The sequence below is a fragment of the Klenkia brasiliensis genome (assembly GCF_900100695.1).
Lineage (GTDB): Bacteria > Actinomycetota > Actinomycetes > Mycobacteriales > Geodermatophilaceae > Klenkia > Klenkia brasiliensis.
This window is the reverse complement of record NZ_FNCF01000005.1, coordinates 19,352-36,798: the sequence shown is the minus strand read 5'-3', so window position 1 is coordinate 36,798 and position 17,447 is coordinate 19,352. Positions and strand designations below refer to the sequence as shown.

General features: G+C 74.8%; 16 protein-coding genes. 2 read left to right on the top strand and 14 right to left on the bottom strand.

What is annotated here, in order from left to right:
- Positions 1 to 7 precede the first annotated feature (7 nt).
- Both secA and BLT39_RS15380 read right to left on the bottom strand, forming a co-directional pair.
- Positions 8 to 2,944 carry a preprotein translocase subunit SecA gene (gene secA / locus BLT39_RS15385; RefSeq protein WP_091065354.1) on the bottom strand — a complete coding sequence of 979 codons (2,937 nt, stop codon included), beginning with the start codon at positions 2,942 to 2,944 and terminating at the stop codon, positions 8 to 10.
- 36 nt (positions 2,945 to 2,980) lie between these two features.
- A complete protein-coding gene (locus BLT39_RS15380) occupies positions 2,981 to 3,682 on the bottom strand; it encodes an SDR family NAD(P)-dependent oxidoreductase (RefSeq protein ID WP_091065352.1) in 702 nt (233 codons plus the stop codon).
- Between the two features lie 75 nt (positions 3,683 to 3,757).
- Between BLT39_RS15380 and BLT39_RS15375 the strand changes: the two genes are divergently transcribed.
- The gene (locus BLT39_RS15375; RefSeq protein ID WP_091065351.1) at positions 3,758 to 4,150 is read left to right on the top strand and encodes a pyridoxamine 5'-phosphate oxidase family protein; all 393 of its coding nucleotides are present in this window, start codon (positions 3,758 to 3,760) and stop codon (positions 4,148 to 4,150) included.
- Between the two features lie 51 nt (positions 4,151 to 4,201).
- On the opposite strand, the gene hpf is transcribed toward BLT39_RS15375, so the two are convergent.
- The 12 genes from hpf to BLT39_RS15315 form a co-directional block, all read right to left on the bottom strand.
- Complete coding sequence (gene hpf / locus BLT39_RS15370) at positions 4,202 to 4,870, bottom strand: ribosome hibernation-promoting factor, HPF/YfiA family (protein ID WP_091065348.1); 669 nt, start codon at positions 4,868 to 4,870, stop codon at positions 4,202 to 4,204.
- Positions 4,871 to 4,957: 87 nt separating this feature from the next.
- Entirely contained in the window at positions 4,958 to 5,695 is a 738-nt protein-coding gene (locus tag BLT39_RS15365) for a ComF family protein (RefSeq protein ID WP_242658459.1), read from the bottom strand.
- Between the two features lie 53 nt (positions 5,696 to 5,748).
- A complete protein-coding gene (locus BLT39_RS15360) occupies positions 5,749 to 7,458 on the bottom strand; it encodes an LpqB family beta-propeller domain-containing protein (RefSeq protein WP_091065346.1) in 1,710 nt (569 codons plus the stop codon).
- Positions 7,455 to 9,056, bottom strand: a complete 1,602-nt coding sequence (gene mtrB / locus BLT39_RS15355) for an MtrAB system histidine kinase MtrB (RefSeq protein WP_242658458.1) — start codon at positions 9,054 to 9,056, stop codon at positions 7,455 to 7,457. Before mtrB ends, BLT39_RS15360 begins: the two co-directional genes overlap by 4 nt.
- A 7-nt stretch (positions 9,057 to 9,063) precedes the next feature.
- Positions 9,064 to 9,768 carry an MtrAB system response regulator MtrA gene (gene mtrA, locus BLT39_RS15350; RefSeq protein ID WP_278246997.1) on the bottom strand — a complete coding sequence of 235 codons (705 nt, stop codon included), beginning with the start codon at positions 9,766 to 9,768 and terminating at the stop codon, positions 9,064 to 9,066.
- Positions 9,769 to 9,848: 80 nt separating this feature from the next.
- A complete protein-coding gene (ahcY, locus tag BLT39_RS15345; protein ID WP_091065343.1) occupies positions 9,849 to 11,336 on the bottom strand; it encodes an adenosylhomocysteinase in 1,488 nt (495 codons plus the stop codon).
- Positions 11,337 to 11,473: 137 nt separating this feature from the next.
- Positions 11,474 to 12,646 (bottom strand): mannose-6-phosphate isomerase, class I, encoded by a 1,173-nt coding sequence (manA, locus tag BLT39_RS15340; protein ID WP_091065340.1) that lies wholly within the window; start codon positions 12,644 to 12,646, stop codon positions 11,474 to 11,476.
- A gap of 26 nt (positions 12,647 to 12,672) precedes the next feature.
- Positions 12,673 to 13,677 (bottom strand): cation diffusion facilitator family transporter, encoded by a 1,005-nt coding sequence (locus tag BLT39_RS15335; RefSeq protein WP_091065336.1) that lies wholly within the window; start codon positions 13,675 to 13,677, stop codon positions 12,673 to 12,675.
- Entirely contained in the window at positions 13,674 to 14,843 is a 1,170-nt protein-coding gene (locus BLT39_RS15330) for an SIS domain-containing protein (RefSeq protein WP_091065333.1), read from the bottom strand. The genes BLT39_RS15335 and BLT39_RS15330 overlap by 4 nt, the downstream gene beginning before the upstream one ends.
- A gap of 4 nt (positions 14,844 to 14,847) precedes the next feature.
- A complete protein-coding gene (locus tag BLT39_RS15325; RefSeq protein WP_165640288.1) occupies positions 14,848 to 15,072 on the bottom strand; it encodes a Trm112 family protein in 225 nt (74 codons plus the stop codon).
- On the bottom strand, positions 15,069 to 16,448 hold the full coding sequence (locus BLT39_RS15320) for a phosphomannomutase/phosphoglucomutase (RefSeq protein WP_091065330.1): 1,380 nt from the start codon (positions 16,446 to 16,448) through the stop codon (positions 15,069 to 15,071). The genes BLT39_RS15325 and BLT39_RS15320 overlap by 4 nt, the downstream gene beginning before the upstream one ends.
- 82 nt (positions 16,449 to 16,530) lie before the next feature.
- Positions 16,531 to 16,881 (bottom strand): DUF3499 domain-containing protein, encoded by a 351-nt coding sequence (locus BLT39_RS15315; RefSeq protein ID WP_091065328.1) that lies wholly within the window; start codon positions 16,879 to 16,881, stop codon positions 16,531 to 16,533.
- A gap of 110 nt (positions 16,882 to 16,991) precedes the next feature.
- Between BLT39_RS15315 and BLT39_RS15310 the strand changes: the two genes are divergently transcribed.
- Positions 16,992 to 17,447, top strand: coding sequence for a metallopeptidase family protein (locus tag BLT39_RS15310; protein WP_091065324.1), 456 nt, complete (start codon positions 16,992 to 16,994; stop codon positions 17,445 to 17,447).

Below are 17,447 nucleotides of genomic sequence, written 5' to 3'. Positions count from 1 at the left end.
TGCCCGGTCAGGCCCCCGCGGCTCCGTGGCACTGCTTGTACTTCTTGCCCGACCCGCAGGGGCAGGGCGCGTTGCGCGCCGGCGCCTTGGTGCCGGTGACCGTGGCCGTCTTCGCCGCGCCGGCCTTGCCGGTCCGCCCCTCGGCCGCCGAGGAGTCCAGACCGGGGGCGGAGTAGGTCAGCCCGGCGGCCGGCGCCGGCGCCTCCAGACCCTTGACCGCCAGCTCCGGACCGGTGCCGGTGGCGACCGGCTCGGCAGCGGCCTCCGGCGCCGGGGAGCGCCGCGCACTGGCCGTCGGCTGGGGCGCCGGCTCGGCGGGCTTCATCGCCTGCTGCGCACGGGCGGCCGCCTCCCGGGCCAGCACCCGCTCGTTGCCGGCCTGGGCGCGGGCCAGCGCCTCGGCCTCGGCGGCGTCCTGCTTGGCCTTGGCCTCGGCCTCGGTCTGCTCCTTGGTCTTGACCTCGAGGTTGAACAGGAAGCCGACGGACTCCTCCTTGATCCCGTCGAGCATCGCGTTGAACATGTCGTAGCCCTCGCGCTGGTACTCCACGACCGGGTCGCGGTTGGCCATCGCGCGCAGGTGGATGCCGGCCCGCAGGTAGTCCATCTCGTACAGGTGCTCGCGCCACTTGCGGTCCAGCACGCTGAGCAGGACCCGGCGCTCGAGCTCGCGGGTGACCTCGCTGCCGAGGGTCTCCTCGCGGACCTCGTACTGCGCCTGGACGTCGGCCAGCAGCTCGCGCTTGAGCACGTCGGCGGTGAGCGCGGACTGGTCGCCCTCGGCGTGCTCGTCGAGCAGCTCCTCGACGGTGATGCCCACCGGGTAGAGCGCCTTGAGCCCGGTCCACAGCTGCTCGAGGTCCCAGTCCTCGGCGTAGCCGGCCTCGGTGGCGCCGTCGACGTAGGCGGCGACGACGTCGTCGAGCATCGACTCGACCTGCTCGTGCAGGTCCTCGCCGTCGAGCACCTTGCGGCGCTCGTCGTAGATGACGGTGCGCTGCCGGTTGAGCACCTCGTCGTACTTCAGGACGTCCTTGCGGGTCTCGAAGTTCTGCTGCTCGACCTGCGTCTGGGCCGAGCGGATGGCGCGGCTGACCATCTTGGACTCGATCGGCTGGTCCTCGGGGACCCGCAGCGTGGTCATCATCGACTCGAGCATCGGGCCGTTGAACCGCCGCATGAGGTCATCGCCCAGCGAGAGGTAGAACCGGGACTCCCCCGGGTCGCCCTGCCGGCCCGACCGGCCGCGCAGCTGGTTGTCGATCCGGCGGCTCTCGTGCCGCTCGGTGCCCAGCACGTAGAGCCCGCCGGCCTCGACGACCTCCTCGTGCTCCTTGGCCACCTGCGCCTTGGCCTGCGCCAGCGCGTCGTCCCAGGCGGCCTCGTACTCCTCGGGGGTCTCCGTCGGCGACAGGCCGCGGGCGCGCAGCTCGTCGTCGGCGATGACCTCGGGGTTGCCGCCGAGCTGGATGTCGGTGCCGCGGCCGGCCATGTTGGTGGCCACGGTGACCGCCGCCAGCCGGCCGGCCTGGGCCACGATCGCGGCCTCCCGGGCGTGGTTCTTGGCGTTGAGCACCTCGTGCGGGATGCCCCGCTTGAGCAGGTACTTGCTCACCACCTCGGACTTCTCGACCGACGCGGTGCCGACCAGGACCGGCTGCCCGGCCTCGACCCGCTCGGCGATGTCGTCGACGACGGCCTCGAACTTGGCCTTCTCGGTCTTGTAGATGACGTCGGAGCGGTCCTCGCGGACCATCGGCCGGTTCGTCGGGATGGGCACGACGCCGACCTTGTAGGTCTGGTTGAGCTCGGCCGCCTCGGTCTGGGCGGTGCCGGTCATCCCGGAGAGCTTCTCGTAGAGCCGGAAGTAGTTCTGCAGCGTGATGGTGGCGAGGGTCTGGTTCTCGTCCTTGATCGCCACCTTCTCCTTGGCCTCGATGGCCTGGTGCATGCCCTCGTTGTAGCGGCGGCCGGCCAGCACGCGGCCGGTGAACTCGTCGACGATGAGCACCTCGCCGTTGGTGACGATGTACTCCTGGTCGCGGTGGAAGAGCTCCTTGGCCTTCAGCGCGTTGTTCAGGTACCCGATCAGCGGGGTGTTGACCGCCTCGTAGAGGTTGTCGATGCCGAGCTGGTCCTCGACGAACTCGACGCCCTCCTCGGTGATGGCGACGGTGCGCTTGCTCTCCTCGACCTCGTAGTGCCGGTCGCGCTTGAGCAGCGGGGCGATGCGGGCGAACTCGCCGTACCACTTGGCCGACTGCTCGGCCGGGCCGCTGATGATCAGCGGCGTGCGGGCCTCGTCGATGAGGATGGAGTCGACCTCGTCGACGATCGCGAAGTGGTGGCCGCGCTGCACCAGGTCGCCCTTGGTCCAGGCCATGTTGTCGCGCAGGTAGTCGAAGCCGAACTCGTTGTTCGTGCCGTGCGTGATGTCGCACAGGTACTGCTCGCGGCGCTGGGCGGGCTTCTCCCCGGACAGGATGGTGCCCACCGACAGGCCCAGGAAGCGGTGCACCCGGCCCATCCACTCGGCGTCGCGCTTGGCCAGGTAGTCGTTGGTGGTGACCACGTGCACGCCGTCGCCGGTGAGCGCGTTGAGGTAGGCCGGCAGGACGCCGGTCAGCGTCTTGCCCTCACCGGTGCGCATCTCGGCGATGTTGCCCAGGTGCAGCGCCGCGCCACCCATGAGCTGCACGCGGTAGTGCCGCTGGCCCAGCGTGCGCCCGGCGCCCTCGCGGACCACGGCGAACGCCTCGGGGAGCATCGAGTCCAGCGACTCGCCGTCGGCGTAGCGCTCCTTGAACTCGTCGGTCTTCGCGCGCAGCTCGGCGTCGGTCAGGTCGACGACGTCGGCCTCGAGGGACTCGACCGCGTCCGCGATCTTGGACAGCCGCCGGACGATCTTGCCCTCACCGGCGCGCAGGATCTTGGAGAACACCACGCGACCAATGTAGTGCCGTCCCGCCACCACCCCGGCTCAGCGCAGGACGAGTTCCCCGGCCCGCGGGTCGAGTGCGACCTCCTTGGCGCCCTGCCGCATGCCGTCCAGGACGGCGTCGACCACGGCCCGGGCGGGGAAGCCCTCCGGCAGCCGGGGCGGCGCGCCGGCCAGCGCACGGTCGACCAGGCCGGTGTCCACGTGCGGGGGCTTGACGTCGAGGACGGCGACCCGGCGCGACCGCAGCTCCCGGCGCAGCACCGAGGCCCACGCCGACAGCGCGGCCTTGGACGCGGAGTACTCGGCCATCTGCAGCGTCGGCGCGTCGGCCACGATCGCCGACAGCAGCACCACCGCCCCGCCGTCGGTCAACCGCGGCAGGACGGCGCGCACCAGGCTCATCGGGCCCAGGGTGTTCACCGCGAACAGCTCCTCGACCACGGCGTCGTCGGCCTCGGCCGCCGGGCCGAACGCGACCACGCCGGTGGCCACCACGACGGCGTCCAGCCCGCCCAGGGCCTCGGCGGCCGCCTGCGCCGCCGCCCGGCCGGACTCCACGTCGACGGCGTCGAGCACCTGGGTGGGCACCCCGCCCAGCTCCTGCGCCAGCGCCGCGGTGCGCCCGGCGTCCCGCCCGGCCAGCGCCACCTGCGCGCCCGCGGCGGCCAGCCCGCGGGCCAGCGCACCCCCGAGCACCCCGCTCGCCCCGACCACCCACACCCGCGACCCCTGCAGCTCCACGGCGGGGATCCTGCCCCGCCAGCGGCGCTTGCGCAGGTCGGACCGGTGGGTCCGGGCAGGCCCTAGGCTGCGCCGGTGGCCCGCCCCGAGTTCTCCGACGACCTGCGCACCTTCTTCACCGAGCGGCACCTGGCGACGCTGACCACGCTGCGCGCCGACGGCAGCCCGCACGTGGTCCCGGTCGGGGTCACCCTGGACCCCGCCACCGCGACGGCCCGGGTGATCACCTCGGGGACGTCGGTCAAGGCCCGGCACGTGCGCGCCGCGGGCGGCACCGCGCGGGTGGCGGTCTGCTCGGTCGACGGCCGGCGCTGGGTGACCCTGGAGGGCACCGCGACCGTGCGGGAGGACCCGGCGTCGGTGGCCGACGCGGTGGCCCGCTACGCCGCCCGGTACCGCCAGCCGCGGGAGAACCCGGCGCGCGTGGTGCTGGAGATCGCCGTCGACCGGGTGCTCGGGACCCTCTGACCCGACGGTGGCCCGCCCTGCCGAGCAGGACGGGCCACCGGGGGGTGCCGACTACACGCGCGCGGGCTCCTTCGCCGCAGCCGCAGCCGGGGCCGCGGCCGGGGTGGCCACCGGTGCGCCCGACAGCCGGATCAGGCCGTAGTCGTAGGCGTGCCGGCGGTAGACCACGGTGGGCTGACCGGTCTCGGCGCAGGCGAACAGGAAGAAGTCGTGGCCGACGAGCTCCATCTCGAGCAGCGCCTGGTCGACGGTCATCGGGGTGGCCGGGTGCTGCTTCTCGCGCACGACGCGGCCGGGGAGGTTCTCCTCCGGCTCGGCCGGGGCGTCGGCGTCGGCCAGCCGCTGGTCCAGCTCCCCGAGGGCCGCCGCGGCGGCCGACCCGTCCAGGCGGAGGCTGGCCGGGGTGCGCCGGCCGTGGTGCACGCGACGGCGGTCGGCGGCCCGCCGCAGCCGGTTCTCCAGCTTGCCGACGGCGGCGTCCAGGGCGGACAGGAAGTCCGCCGCGCAGGCCTCGGCGCGGGCCACCGGGCCCTTGCCGCGCAGGGTGATCTCCACGCGCTGGCAGTTCGCCGACTGGCGCGGGTTCTTCTCGTGGAGCAGCTCCACGTCGAGGCGCTCGATCTTGCCGTCGAAGCGCTCCAGCTGGCCGACCTTGTCCTCGACGGTCTGCCGGAAGTGCTCGGGCACCTCGACGTTGCGACCTCGGACGACGATCTCCATGTGACCTCCCGAACTCGGGTGTGATCGCCCCGACGCTAGCCGCGCCGGGCCCGATGCGACAGTGCAGGAGGTCCACCCACGGGGTCCTCAGGGGCTGCGCACGGTGAACACCCCAGGTCCGGGCGCCGCCACGCCCGGGGTCACGCCACGCGGGGTCGCCGCCACCACTGCGGCGAGGACCGGCAGGCCGGGCCGGGCCAGCGCCGCGGCGGCCTCGGTGAGCGTCGCCCCGGTGGTGACCACGTCGTCGACCAGCACCACCAGCCCGTGCGGCCGGGCCGGCGGGCTCGCGGTGAAGGTGCCCGCCAGGTTGGCCCGGCGGCCGCCGACGTCCAGGCCGGTGGAGTCGCGCACCCGGCCCCGGCGCCCCAGCCAGTCGCCGACCCCCGCCGGCACCCCGGCCCGGCGCAGCTCGCGGACCGCCGCACGGGCCAGCTCGCCGACGTGGTCGCGCCCCCGTTCCCGCAGCGCCGCGCGGCTGCTGGGCAGCGGCACGAGGACGACGGGCGCGCCCGGGTCGGTGGCCGACCGGAGGGCCGCCACGGCCAGGGCCAGCGCTGCGCCGAGCGGGCCGGCCAGCTCGGCGCGGCCCCGCTCCTTGAACGCGACGACGGCCGGCCGCACCGGCCCGGCGTAGGCCCCGGCCGCGACCGTCGGCGGGAACCCGTCGGGGTGCCGGCGGGGCGCGGCCAGCCGCGGCCGGGCCAGCAGCTGCGCGCACCGCGGGCACAGCACGTGGCCGGGGCGGCCGCACCCCGCGCACACCCGGGGCAGCACGAGGTCCACCGTCGAGCCCACCAGGGAGGCCACCAGCGCACGCAGCACGGTGCCGATCGTGCCCGGTGCCGGCCCGGCGCGGCCGGGCCTGTGGACAGCGCTCAGAGCGGGTAGAACGGGCTCCCGCCGGCGACCGGGCCCTGGCCGCGGACCAGGGTGGACCAGGTGCCCGCGGCCAGCTGCCACAGCGTGCCGCCGGCCACGACGAGCACCGGGCGGGACGGCGCCGCGGCCACCGCGGTGGGCTGGGCCGGCAACCCGGCGCTGCTCAGCGCGTCCAGGCCCCACCCGTCGACGCCGACGGTGTAGGGGCCGGTGCCGTCCTCGTCGCGGGCCCCGGCCAGCACCACCAGCGACGAGGCGGTGCGCCAGGCGACGTCGACGACCTGCGACAGGTCCGGCGCCACCGCGCGCAGGTCGCGCACCGCCACCTGGTCGTCGTCCCGCACGACCGTGCCCACCAGCAGCTGGCCGCCGTCGGGCCCGTCCACCACGACCGCGGCCCGCACCCCGTCGGGCGAGAGCCGGAACACCCGGGCCGGGCCGAGGCCGGGCAGGGTGGTGGCGCTGACCGTCTGCGGCGAACCGGTGGCCGGGACCCGGATGACCTCCGTGCCGTCGCGGACCGTCCAGACCTCCTCGCGGGTGGCCGAGACCGTCGGCACCGTGAAGCTCCCCGCGGTGAGCACCGCGGTCAGGTCGCCGCCGTAGGGCCCGGCCAGCAGCGTCGTGCTCCCGCCCACGACCGCGACCGCGACCGTGGTGCCCAGCTCGTTGGTGCGCGCGTCGGCGGTGACCGCGGCCGACACCAGCCCCAGCTGGCCGGTGCCCGCCGCGCCGGGGACGACCTCGCCGGCGGTCACCGTGCGCAGCGCGCCGTCGGCCACGTAGTGCCCGACGGAGGCGGCGGGCACCGCGTCGGGGTCGAAGGAGGCCCAGTCGTCGACGGTCTGCACGTCGGGGACGCCGGGCAGGTCGACCGGTTCGCCGTCCACGGTCACCCGCACGGCCCGGACGTCGTCCAGCTGGTCCAGCGACCACACCAGCTGCGCGCAGAGCACGTTGAGCGCGTCGGCGCCCCCGGTCGGCAGGCCGGTCAGGTCCACCGTCGCCACCTGCTGGTCGACGGCCACGTTGCTGCGCAGCTCCACCCCGGCGGCGGGGTTGACGACCCCCGCGGCCACCGCGGTCGAGGGGCCGACGAGCAGCCGGTCCACCAGCGCCGTGGGCTGGGACTCCCCCGACACCAGGAACCGGGGGTCGGGGACCACCCGGGTGCCGGTGGGGTCGAGGAAGAACGCGTTGACCTGGTCGTAGGTGCGGGCGAAGTCCGGCTCGAGCTGCACGAGGCCGTCGGTGGGGTTGGCGATCCGCCACTCCCCGTCCTCCTCGGTCAGGGCGAAGGTGAACGCGAAGGCCTGGCCGGCGCCCACGGTGAACGAGCCCTGCGTGTCCACCTTGCCGACCAGGCCCGCGGTGAGCGTGACGCTCCCGTCGGCCGACGCCACCGGGGCGTAGTCGGCGCTGATGACCGTGACGCCGTCGGTGTCGTCCCACTCCCCCGCCGCCTCGCGGGTCAGGTACTGCCGGGCCACGGGGTGGTTGCGGGTGGTGCTGGCCATCGCGTCGACGAAGCCGCGCACCACCTCCTCCGGGCTCGCCCCGGCCACCGGCGGCAGCGCCTCGATGCCGATGTCGCCGGGCGGCTCGGCGACCTGGGTGATCTGCACCGGCGCCGAGCTGTCGGGGACGGTGCCGCACCCGGCCAGCACGCCCAGCGCGAGCAGGGCCGCGGCGGCACGGGCCCTCACCGCGGGCTCCGGACCCGGCGGACGACGACCGGGCGCAGCGGCAGCGGCGACCCGGTCAGCTCGGCGCCCTCGGTCAGCGGCAGGGTGAGCCGGAACTGCGCGCCCTGCCCGGGCTGGCCCCACACCTGCAGCCACCCGCCGTGCAGCCGGGCGTCCTCCAGGCTGATGGACAGCCCCAGGCCCGACCCTCCGACGGTGCGCACCCGGGCCGGGTCGGCCCGCCAGAACCGGTCGAACACGTGCTGGGCCTCCTCGGAGTCCAACCCGATGCCGTGGTCGCGCACGGTGACCGCCGCCGCCGTCCGGTTGGCGGCGAGGGTGAGCTCGACCGGGTGGCCGGCACCGTGCTCGATGGCGTTGCCGACGAGGTTGCGCAGCACCCGCTGCACCCGGCGCGCGTCGACGTCGGCGATCACCGGCCGGTCGGGGGTGCGCACCTGCAGCTCGCAGCCGTGCCGGTCGGCCAGGCTCGCCAGGTCGCCCGCGACCCGCCGCAGCAGCGGCCCCAGGTCGGTCGGCTCGGCCTCCAGCTGCGCCGCCCCCGCGTCGTACCGGCTGATCTCCAGCAGGTCCGACAGCAGCGCCTCGAACCGGTTGACCTCGGCGTAGAGCAGCTCGGCGGACCGGGCCAGCGCCGGGTCGAAGTCCCCGCGCGACTCGTGCAGCACCTCCGCGGCCATCTGCACCGTGGTCAGCGGGGTGCGCAGCTCGTGGGAGACGTCGGAGGTGAACCGCTGCTGCAGCTGCGACAGCGCCTCCAGCTGGGTGATCTGCTTCTGCAGGCTGTCGGCCATCGCGTTGAAGCTGCTGGCCAGCCGGGCCAGGTCGTCGCTGCCGCTGACCGCCAGGCGCTCCTCCAGCCGGCCCTCGGCCAGCCGCTGCGCGCCCTGCGCGGCCTGCCGCACGGGGCCGACGACCAGCCGGGTGACCAGCACGCCGATGCCGACCACGAACAGGGTCAGCGCGATGCCGCTGATGGCCACCGTGCTGCGCACCAGCGACAGCGTCTGCTGCTCCTGGTCCAACGGGAAGGCGTAGTACAGGTCGACCTGCTCCCCGCCCTGCCCGTCGATGGGCACCGGCGCCCCGACGAGCAGGGTCGGCACGTCGCGGGAGCCGCCCTCGGGCACGGTGGCGTACTGCCACACCTGGGTGCCGGAGTCGACGGCGGCCACCAGCTCCGGCGGCAGGTTGGGGTAGAGCTGCTGGCGGCTGGCGGCCGGGCGGGCGACGTCCCCGGTGCGGTAGACCAGCACGGTGTCGAAGTTGCCGGCCTCGCCGTTGCGGCTCTGCAGCTCGCGGACGGTGCGGGCCAGGGTGGTGCGCACGCTGGCCGCGTCGCCGGTGACGATGCCCGAGACCTGCGACTGGGCGTAGGCGACCCCGGACTGCGCCTGGTCGATCGCGGCCTCGCGCTTGACGTCGAGCAGCTGGCTCTTGATCTGGTTGAACAGCACGACGCTGACCACGACCACCACGACACCGGCCACCAGCATGGTGATCGCGCCGATGCGCAGCTGCAGCGAGGAGCGCCAGGCCCGCCAGCCCGACGCCGAGGCACGGCGCAGCGCCGCGGCGACCGCCGCGCGGCGGTTCACCGCCGGGTCATGCCGGGCCGGCCTTGTAGCCCACCCCGCGCACGGTCAGCACGACCTCGGGGCGCTCGGGGTCGCGCTCGACCTTCGAGCGCAGCCGCTGCACGTGCACGTTCACCAGGCGGGTGTCGGCGGCGTGCCGGTAGCCCCACACCTGCTCGAGCAGCAGCTCGCGGGTGAACACCTGGCGCGGCTTGCGGGCCAGCGCGACCAGCAGGTCGAACTCCAGCGGGGTCAGCGCGATGGACTCCCCGCCGCGGCTGACCTGGTGGGCGGGCACGTCGATGGTCAGGTCGCCGATGCTCAGCGTCTCGGCCTGACCGGTCTCCCCGCGGCGCAGCTGCGAGCGCACCCGCGCGACCAGCTCGACGGGCTTGAAGGGCTTGGTGACGTAGTCGTCGGCGCCGGCCTCCAGGCCCTGCACCACGTCGATGGTGTCGCCCTTGGCCGTCAGCATGATGATCGGCACGCCGGACTGGGCGCGGATGTCCCCGCAGATCTGCAGGCCGTTGCGGCCGGGCAGCATGAGGTCCAGCAGCACCAGGTCGGGGCGGACCTGCGCGAAGGTGGCCAGCGCGCGGGCGCCGTCGGCGACGAAGGCCGGCTCGTACCCCTCGCGGCGCAGCACGATGCCGAGCATCTCGGCGAGCGCGGCGTCGTCGTCGACGACCAGCACGCGTCCGCGGGCGGAACCGGGCACGGCGGAGGAGGGCACGGGCCCATTGTGCGCGTGGGGGCCGGGCGGGTACCGCACCCGCCCGGGTCGGCTGACCCGGGCGGGTGCGGTGGGGTGCGTCAGTACCGGTAGTGGTCGCTCTTGTACGGACCCTCGACCGGCACGCCGAGGTAGTCGGCCTGCACCTTGGTCAGCTCGGTCAGCTTGACGCCGAGCGCGTCCAGGTGCAGCCGGGCCACCTTCTCGTCCAGGTGCTTGGGCAGCACGGTGACGCCGGGGGTCTTGCCCTCGTAGGCGGCGCGGTTGCCCCACAGCTCGATCTGGGCGAGCACCTGGTTGGTGAAGGAGTTGCTCATCACGAAGCTGGGGTGCCCGGTGGCGTTGCCCAGGTTCAGCAGCCGGCCCTCGGAGAGCACGATGATCGTGTGGCCGTCGGGGAACCGCCACTCGTCGACCTGCGGCTTGATGGTGGTCTTCACGATGCCCGGGGTGCGGGCCAGGCCGGCCATGTCGATCTCGTTGTCGAAGTGCCCGATGTTGCCGATGATCGCCTGGTGCTTCGTGGCGGCCAGCTGCTCGGCCGAGATGATGTCCTTGTTGCCGGTCGTGGTGACCACGATGTCGGCCTGGGAGATGACGTCGTCCAGGGTGGTGACCTGGTAGCCCTCCATCGCCGCCTGCAGCGCGCAGATCGGGTCGATCTCGGTGACGATCACCCGGGCGCCCTGGCCGCGCAGCGCCTCGGCGCAGCCCTTGCCGACGTCGCCGAAACCGCAGACGACGGCGACCTTGCCACCGATCATGACGTCGGTGGCGCGGTTGATGCCGTCGATGAGGGAGTGCCGGCAGCCGTAGAGGTTGTCGAACTTGCTCTTGGTCACCGAGTCGTTGACGTTGATGGCCGGGAAGAGCAGACGGCCGTCGCGGGCGAGCTCGTACAGCCGCAGCACACCGGTGGTGGTCTCCTCGGTGACGCCCTTGATGCCCTCACCGATGCGGGTCCAGACCTGCGGGTCGGCGGCGAGGGTGTCGCGCAGCACCTGCAGCACGACGCCGAACTCCTCGCTGTCGGCCTCGGTGGTGTCGGGCACCGCGCCGTCGGCGGCGAACCGGGTGCCCAGGTGCACCAGCATCGTGGCGTCGCCGCCGTCGTCCAGGATCATGTTCGGGCCGATGACCGTGCCGGAGGGGTCACGGAACTCGAACAGGCGCTGGGTGCACCACCAGTACTCCTCCAGCGTCTCGCCCTTCCAGGCGAAGACCGGCACGCCGGCCGGGGCCTCGGGGGTGCCCTCGGGGCCGACGGCGATCGCCGCGGCGGCGTGGTCCTGGGTGGAGAAGATGTTGCAGGAGACCCAGCGGACGTCGGCGCCCAGCGCGGTCAGGGTCTCTATGAGGACGGCGGTCTGCACGGTCATGTGCAGCGAGCCGGCGATGCGGGCGCCGGCCAGCGGCTGCTCCTCGGCGTACTCGGCGCGCAGGGCCATGAGCCCGGGCATCTCGTGCTCGGCGAGGGTGATCTCCTTGCGGCCGAAGCCGGCGAGGGAGAGGTCGGCGACCTTGAAGTCGCCGTCGGTCAGGGTGCGCGCGCCAGTGCTGGCGGTCATGTCGCTCCAGAGTGGGTCCCGGCCGCGCCCGGTGGCTGCGGCAGCGTCGGATCTGTTCGTGAGCGAGCATGCCGAGGCTTCGGCGGGGCTCGTGCCGCCGACCAGGATAACGCGTCGGCACGGCCCGCGCCGGGGCCTCAGAGCAGGGCGGTGGTGGCCCGGAAGAGCACCGCGGGGCCGCTGACGTGCAGCGTCTCCCCCGCGGGCACGAACGCCGCGCCGCCCGGCTGCAGGGTGACCTGCTCCCCGCCCGCCGCCAGCACGGCGGTCTGCTCGACGCACAGCAGGATCTGCGGGCCCGGGGTCGTGAGCTCGCCCGGCTGCCCGTCCAGCTGCACCCGGGTCAGGTCGAAGTCGTCGATCGGCACCGGGTAGCGCAGCCCGCCCGGGCCCAGGACCGGGCGCAGCACGGGCACCTTGCCGTCGGTGAAGTCGAGCACCTCGACCAGGGCGGCCAGGTCGATGTGCTTGGGCGTCAGCCCGCCGCGCAGCACGTTGTCCGAGTTCGCCATCAGCTCGACGCCGCTGCCGGCCAGGTAGGCGTGCAGGTTGCCCGCCGGGAGGAACACGGCCTCGCCCGGCTGCAGGGTGAGGTGGTTGCACATCAGCGAGATGACCACGCCGGGGTCGCCCGGGTACTTCTCCGCCAGGCGCGCGGCCCAGCGGTAGGTGTTGATGAACTCCGGGTCGTTGGCGGCCACCGACGCGGCCGCGCGGTCGGCGACCGCCGCCACGAGGGACTGCCGACGCCGGCCGGACAGGGCCAGCAGCTGCGGGACGGCGACCTTCAGCCCACCCCGGGCCAGCGCGGCGATGGTGGGCTTGAGCTCGGGCAGCTGCAGCTTGGCCAGGCAGTGCAGCGACTCCTCCACCGGCCGGAACCCGCAGAGCGCCTCCACCGGGGTCAGCGCGCAGAGGATCTCCGGCTTGTGGTTGGCGTCCTTGTAGGTGCGGGTGGGGTCCTCGCGCGGGACGCCGGCCTCCTCCTCGGCGGCGAAGCCGGCCTCGGCCTGCGCCTTGGTGGGGTGGGCCTGCAGCGACAGCGGGGACCCGGCGGCGAGCACCTTCATCAGGAAGGGCAGCCGGTCGCCGAACCGCCGGCGCACCGGCTCGCCGAGCAGGCCCTCCGGGTCGGCCGCGACGGCGGCGTCCAGCCCGCGGCCGTCGGGCAGCAGGCTGGGCTCGTCGGGGTGGGCCCCCATCCACAGCTCCGCCCAGGGCCGGCCGTCGGCCTCCAGACCCAGGAGTTCGGGGATGATCGAGTCATCGCCCCAGTCGTAGTGTCGGACACTGCTCCGTAGCTGCCACATCGGGCGGGAGGCTACCGGGGGCGTGCTCAGCCCCCGGTGGTCGGGACCTCCGGCCCCCGCCCCCGGCCCGCGGCCCGGCGGATGTCGGGCTCGAGGTAGATGAGCGTCGCGATGGGCACCTGGGTGCGGATCCGGGACTCGGCCTCGTCGATGGCCCGGGCGACCGCCTCGGCGGTGTCGTCGTGCCGGACGGCGATCTTCGCGGCGACGAGCAGCTCCTCGGGGGCGAGGTGCTGGGTGCGCAGGTGGATGACCGACTCGACGTGCTCGCCGCCGACCAGGGCCTGCTCGATCCGCCGCTGCACGTCGGGGGTGGCCGCCTCGCCCAGCAGCAGGCTCTTGGTCTCCACCGCCAGCACGGAGGCGACCGCCACCAGCAGCAGGCCGATGGCCACCGTGCCGATGCCGTCCCAGACGCCGTTGCCGGTGACGGCGGTCAGCCCGACGCCGATCAGCGCCAGCAGCAGACCAGACAGCGCGGCGGTGTCCTCGAGCAGCACCACCGGGAGCTCGGGCGCCCGGGCCCGGCGGATGAAGGCCCAGTAGCTCTCCCCCTCGTGCCGGACGGCGTCGGTCTCCTTCTTGGCGGTGCGCAGGGAGAAGGACTCCAACACGATCGCCACGCCCAGCACGCCGAAGGCCCAGCCCGGGCTGGTGAGCTCCTCGGGCGCCAGGATCTTGTGCACGCCCTCGTAGACGGCGAAGCACCCGCCGACGCTGAAGAGCACCACCGCGACCAGGAAGCCGTAGACGTAGCGGTCGCGGCCGAAGCCGAACGGGTGCTCGGCGTCCGCGGCGCGGCGGGAGGTGCGCCCGCCCACCAGCAGCAGCACCTGGTTGCCGGAGTCGGCCACCGAGTGGATGGCCTCGGCGAGCATCGAGGAGGCCCCGGTCACCAGGAAGGCGACGAACTTGGCCGCGGCGATCCCGAGGTTGGCCAGCAGGGCCGCGACGACGGCCCTGGCCCCGCCGCCGTGGCCGCCCCCCTGCTGCTCGGGTGCGTCGGCGTCGCGCGGGGCTGGTTGCGTCACGGGAGGAGTCTGCCCCCGCCTCCCCGAGCCCGCTCAGCGTCCAGGGCCAGGGCCAGGTAGACCGCGGCCAGGTCGCCGGCGACCAGCTGCCGGGCGACGGTGACCAGGCGCCCGACGCCCTCGGGGAGGTCCTGCTCGGCCCCCTGCTCGGCGAGGCCGGTGACCGGCACGTTCCGCTCCGTGGCGGTGCGCAGCACCTGGCGCAGGGCCTCCGACGCCGACCGCGGGTCGCGCTCGGCCCGGCCGTCGTCGGGGGCCGCCCTGTCGCGGACGGTGACCAGCCGCAGCCGTCGGCCGTCGTCCTCGGCGCGGTCGCGGAAGAAGTCGTCGCCGGCGTCGGGGGCCAGCGGACCACCGAGGACGGCCTCGGCGGCGACCCGCTGGTCGGGCAGCCGGAACGTGGGCGCGGGCAGCCCGGCGAGGGTGGCCAGCTGGTCGGCGACGCGGCCGGCCGCGGCCGCGGCGAGCGGGCCCTCGGCGACGACCACGGGCAGCGCGTCGAGCAGGTCCAGGGCGAGGGTCTTGGCCGGGTTGGCGTAGGTCGGGGTGACCGGCCCGCAGTCGGCGGCGACGGCGTCGAGGGCGTCGGCCACCGCGGCGGTGTCGGCCAGGTCGGGCGGCAGCAGGCCGAGCTCGGCGGCCAGCAGCAGCATCGGGGTGAGCAGCGACCACAGCGTGGTGTGCTGCACCCGGCCGGGCGGCAGCGGGACGTAGGGCGCGCGGCCGCCGGCGCAGGTGGCGTGCAGCGGGGCGCCCTCGGCGCCGATGCCGACCACGGCCACGCCGCGCCGGGTCGCCTCGTGCGCCGGGGTGACGGCGTAGGCGCCCGCGCCGGTGCGGGTGGCGACCACGGCGACGTCGGAGGCCCCCATCCAGACCGGCAGCTGCGGGCCGGGGACGACGTCGACGGTGACCGGGCTGGCCGGCCCCAGGAGGGCGCGCAGCACGGCGGCGGCGACCGCGCCCTCGCGGCGGGCCACGACGACCAGACCGCGCGGCCGCCCGGCGGCGGTCACCCGCTCCAGGCCCGCCTCCGCGGTCAGGCTGGCGGTCTCCCGGACCTGCGCCCCGGCGCCGGCCACGGCGGGCAGCAGGCCGCGCGGGTCGCGCGCCCGCAGCAGCTCCGGGTCGTCGAGGACCTCCTCGGCCAGCTCCGGGGAGGTCATGCCCTCACTCCGCCCCGTCCCCGGATCCGGCCCCGCGGTGCCGGGCCTCGTCCAGCAGCAGCACCGGGATGCCGTCGCGGACCGGGAAGGCCCGGTCGCAGGTCGAGCACAGCAGCTCGCCGGCCGCGGTGTCGACGGTCAGCGGGCTGTGGTGGGTGTCGGGGCAGGCGAGGATCCCCAGCAGGGCCGGGTCGATGCCCAGGGTCGCCGGGAACGCGTCGGTGGTCATGCGCGCACCATCTCCAGCACGTCGTCGCGGATCTGGGTCATCCGCCGCTCGTCGGGGGCCTCGACGTTGAGCCGGAGCAGCGGTTCGGTGTTGCTGGCGCGCAGGTTGAACCAGGCGCCGTCGGGCAGCGTGACGGTCAGCCCGTCGAGCTCGTCGACGGTCACGCCCTCGTCGGCGGTCCAGGCCTCGCGCACCGCGGCGACCCGGTCGGCCGCGTCGGCCACGGTGGAGTTGATCTCGCCCGACGCGCTGTACCGGCTGTAGGCCGCGGCCAGCTCGGACAGCGGCCGGGGCTGCTCGCCCAGGGCGGCGAGCACGTGCAGCGCGGCGAGCATCCCGGTGTCGGCGCGCCAGAAGTCGCGGAAGTAGTAGTGCGCGGAGTGCTCGCCGCCGAAGACGGCGTCGGTGCGGGCCATCTCGGCCTTGATGAAGCTGTGGCCCACCCGGGTGCGCACCGGCTCGCCGCCGTGCTCGCGGACGATCTCGGGAACCGCCGAGGAGGTGATCAGGTTGTGGATGATCGTCGTCCCCACGCCGCGGGCGAGCTCGCGCACCGCCACCAGGGCGGTGATGGCCGACGGGCTGACCGGGTCCCCGTGCTCGTCGACCACGAACACCCGGTCGGCGTCGCCGTCGAAGGCCAGGCCGAGGTCGGCGCCGTGCTCGGGGACCGCCCGCTGCAGGTCGACCAGGTTGGCCGGGTCCAGCGGGTTGGCCTCGTGGTTGGGGAAGGAGCCGTCGAGCTCGAAGTACATCGGGACCACCTCCAGCGGCAGCCCGTCGAGCACCACCGGCACGGTGTGCCCGCCCATGCCGTTGCCGGCGTCGACCACGACCTTCAGCGGCCGGATGCCGGCCAGGTCGACCAGGCCGCGCAGGTAGGCCGAGTACTCGGCCAGCACGTCGCGGCTGCTCACCGTGCCGGGCTCGTCGACCGCGCGGTCGAGCACGGCCGCACCGTCGAGCAGCTGCTCGGTCCAGGAGCGGATCTGGGCGAGGCCGGAGTCCTGGCCGATGGGGGCCGCGCCGGCCCGGCACATCTTGATGCCGTTGTACTGCGCCGGGTTGTGGCTGGCGGTGAACATCGCGCCCGGCAGGTCGAGGCTGCCGGCGGCGAAGTACAGCATGTCGGTGGAGCCCAGCCCGGCCTCCACGACGTCGACCCCCCGGCTGAGCACGCCCTCGGCGAAGGCGCGGGACAGCGGCACGGAGGTCTCGCGCATGTCGTGGGCGGTGACGACCGCGGTCGCGCCGCTCTCGGCGTGCACGAACTCGGCGAACGCGGCGCCGATGGCGCGGGCCACGTCCTCGTCCCACTGGTCGGGCACGACCCCGCGGACGTCGTAGGCCTTGATGAGCGAGGACAGGTCGGGCACCGCGGGTCCACCTCGGGTCGGTCGTCGTGGGCCCGGCCGGGTCCACGGGTGCGACCCTAGCGACGGGGTACGACGGCGCCGGTCAGGGCAGGTTGGGCAGCACCCGCAGGTGACCGCGCCGGGTGCCCGAGCCGTCGTCGGCGGGGTCGCGCTCGGGCTCCGGGCGCGCCGCCTCGCGGACCGCGTCGGCCAGGGCCAGCAGGTCGTCGCCGGTGGGGCCGGAGTCCTCGGTGTCGACCTCGTGGCGGACGACCTCCCAGCCGCGCGGCACGGTCAGCCGCTCGGCGTGGAACTCGCACAGGTCGTAGCTGTGCGGCTCGGAGTAGGTCGCCAACGGACCGACGACGGCCGTGGACTCCGCGTACACGTAGGTCAGCGTGGCCGCCGCCGGCTGCGCGCACCCACTGCGCGAGCAGCGACGTGACTGCCTCACCACCGGTTCCTCACGGCTGGCACCCTAGCCCCGCTGCCGGAGTTGCGTCAGCAGGCGCACCGCGGCCGTGTCACCGCGGGCACCCGCCGGGTGCGTAGGCTCGCCCCGCCATGCCTCGTCCCCCCGCCCGCCGCCGCGACCGGCACGGCCGCGGCCTGCGGGGCCGGCTCGTCCCGCCCGGTGTGCCGCTGTCGCGCAGCCGGTCGGAGCAGTTCGACGACCTCGTGCTGGACGCCGTCGAGGACATCGAGCGGCATTGGGAGAAGGAGCTCGCCGGCGTGGAGTTCGCCGTCGAGGACGTGCCCTGGGTGGACCACTCCAGCCCCGACGAGGTGGTGCTGGACGCCGACGTGCTCGACGACGGCAGCGTGCCGCTGGCCCGGGTCCTGCCCGGTCGCCGCGAGGCCGGCGTCGACCACCCGCCGCGGATCGTCGTGTACCGCCGCCCGCTGGAGATCCGGGCGCACGACCCCGAGGACCTCGCCGACCTGGTGCGCGACGTGGTCGTCGACCAGGTGGCGGTCCTGCTCGGCCGCGACCCGGAGGAGATCGACCCGACCGGCTGA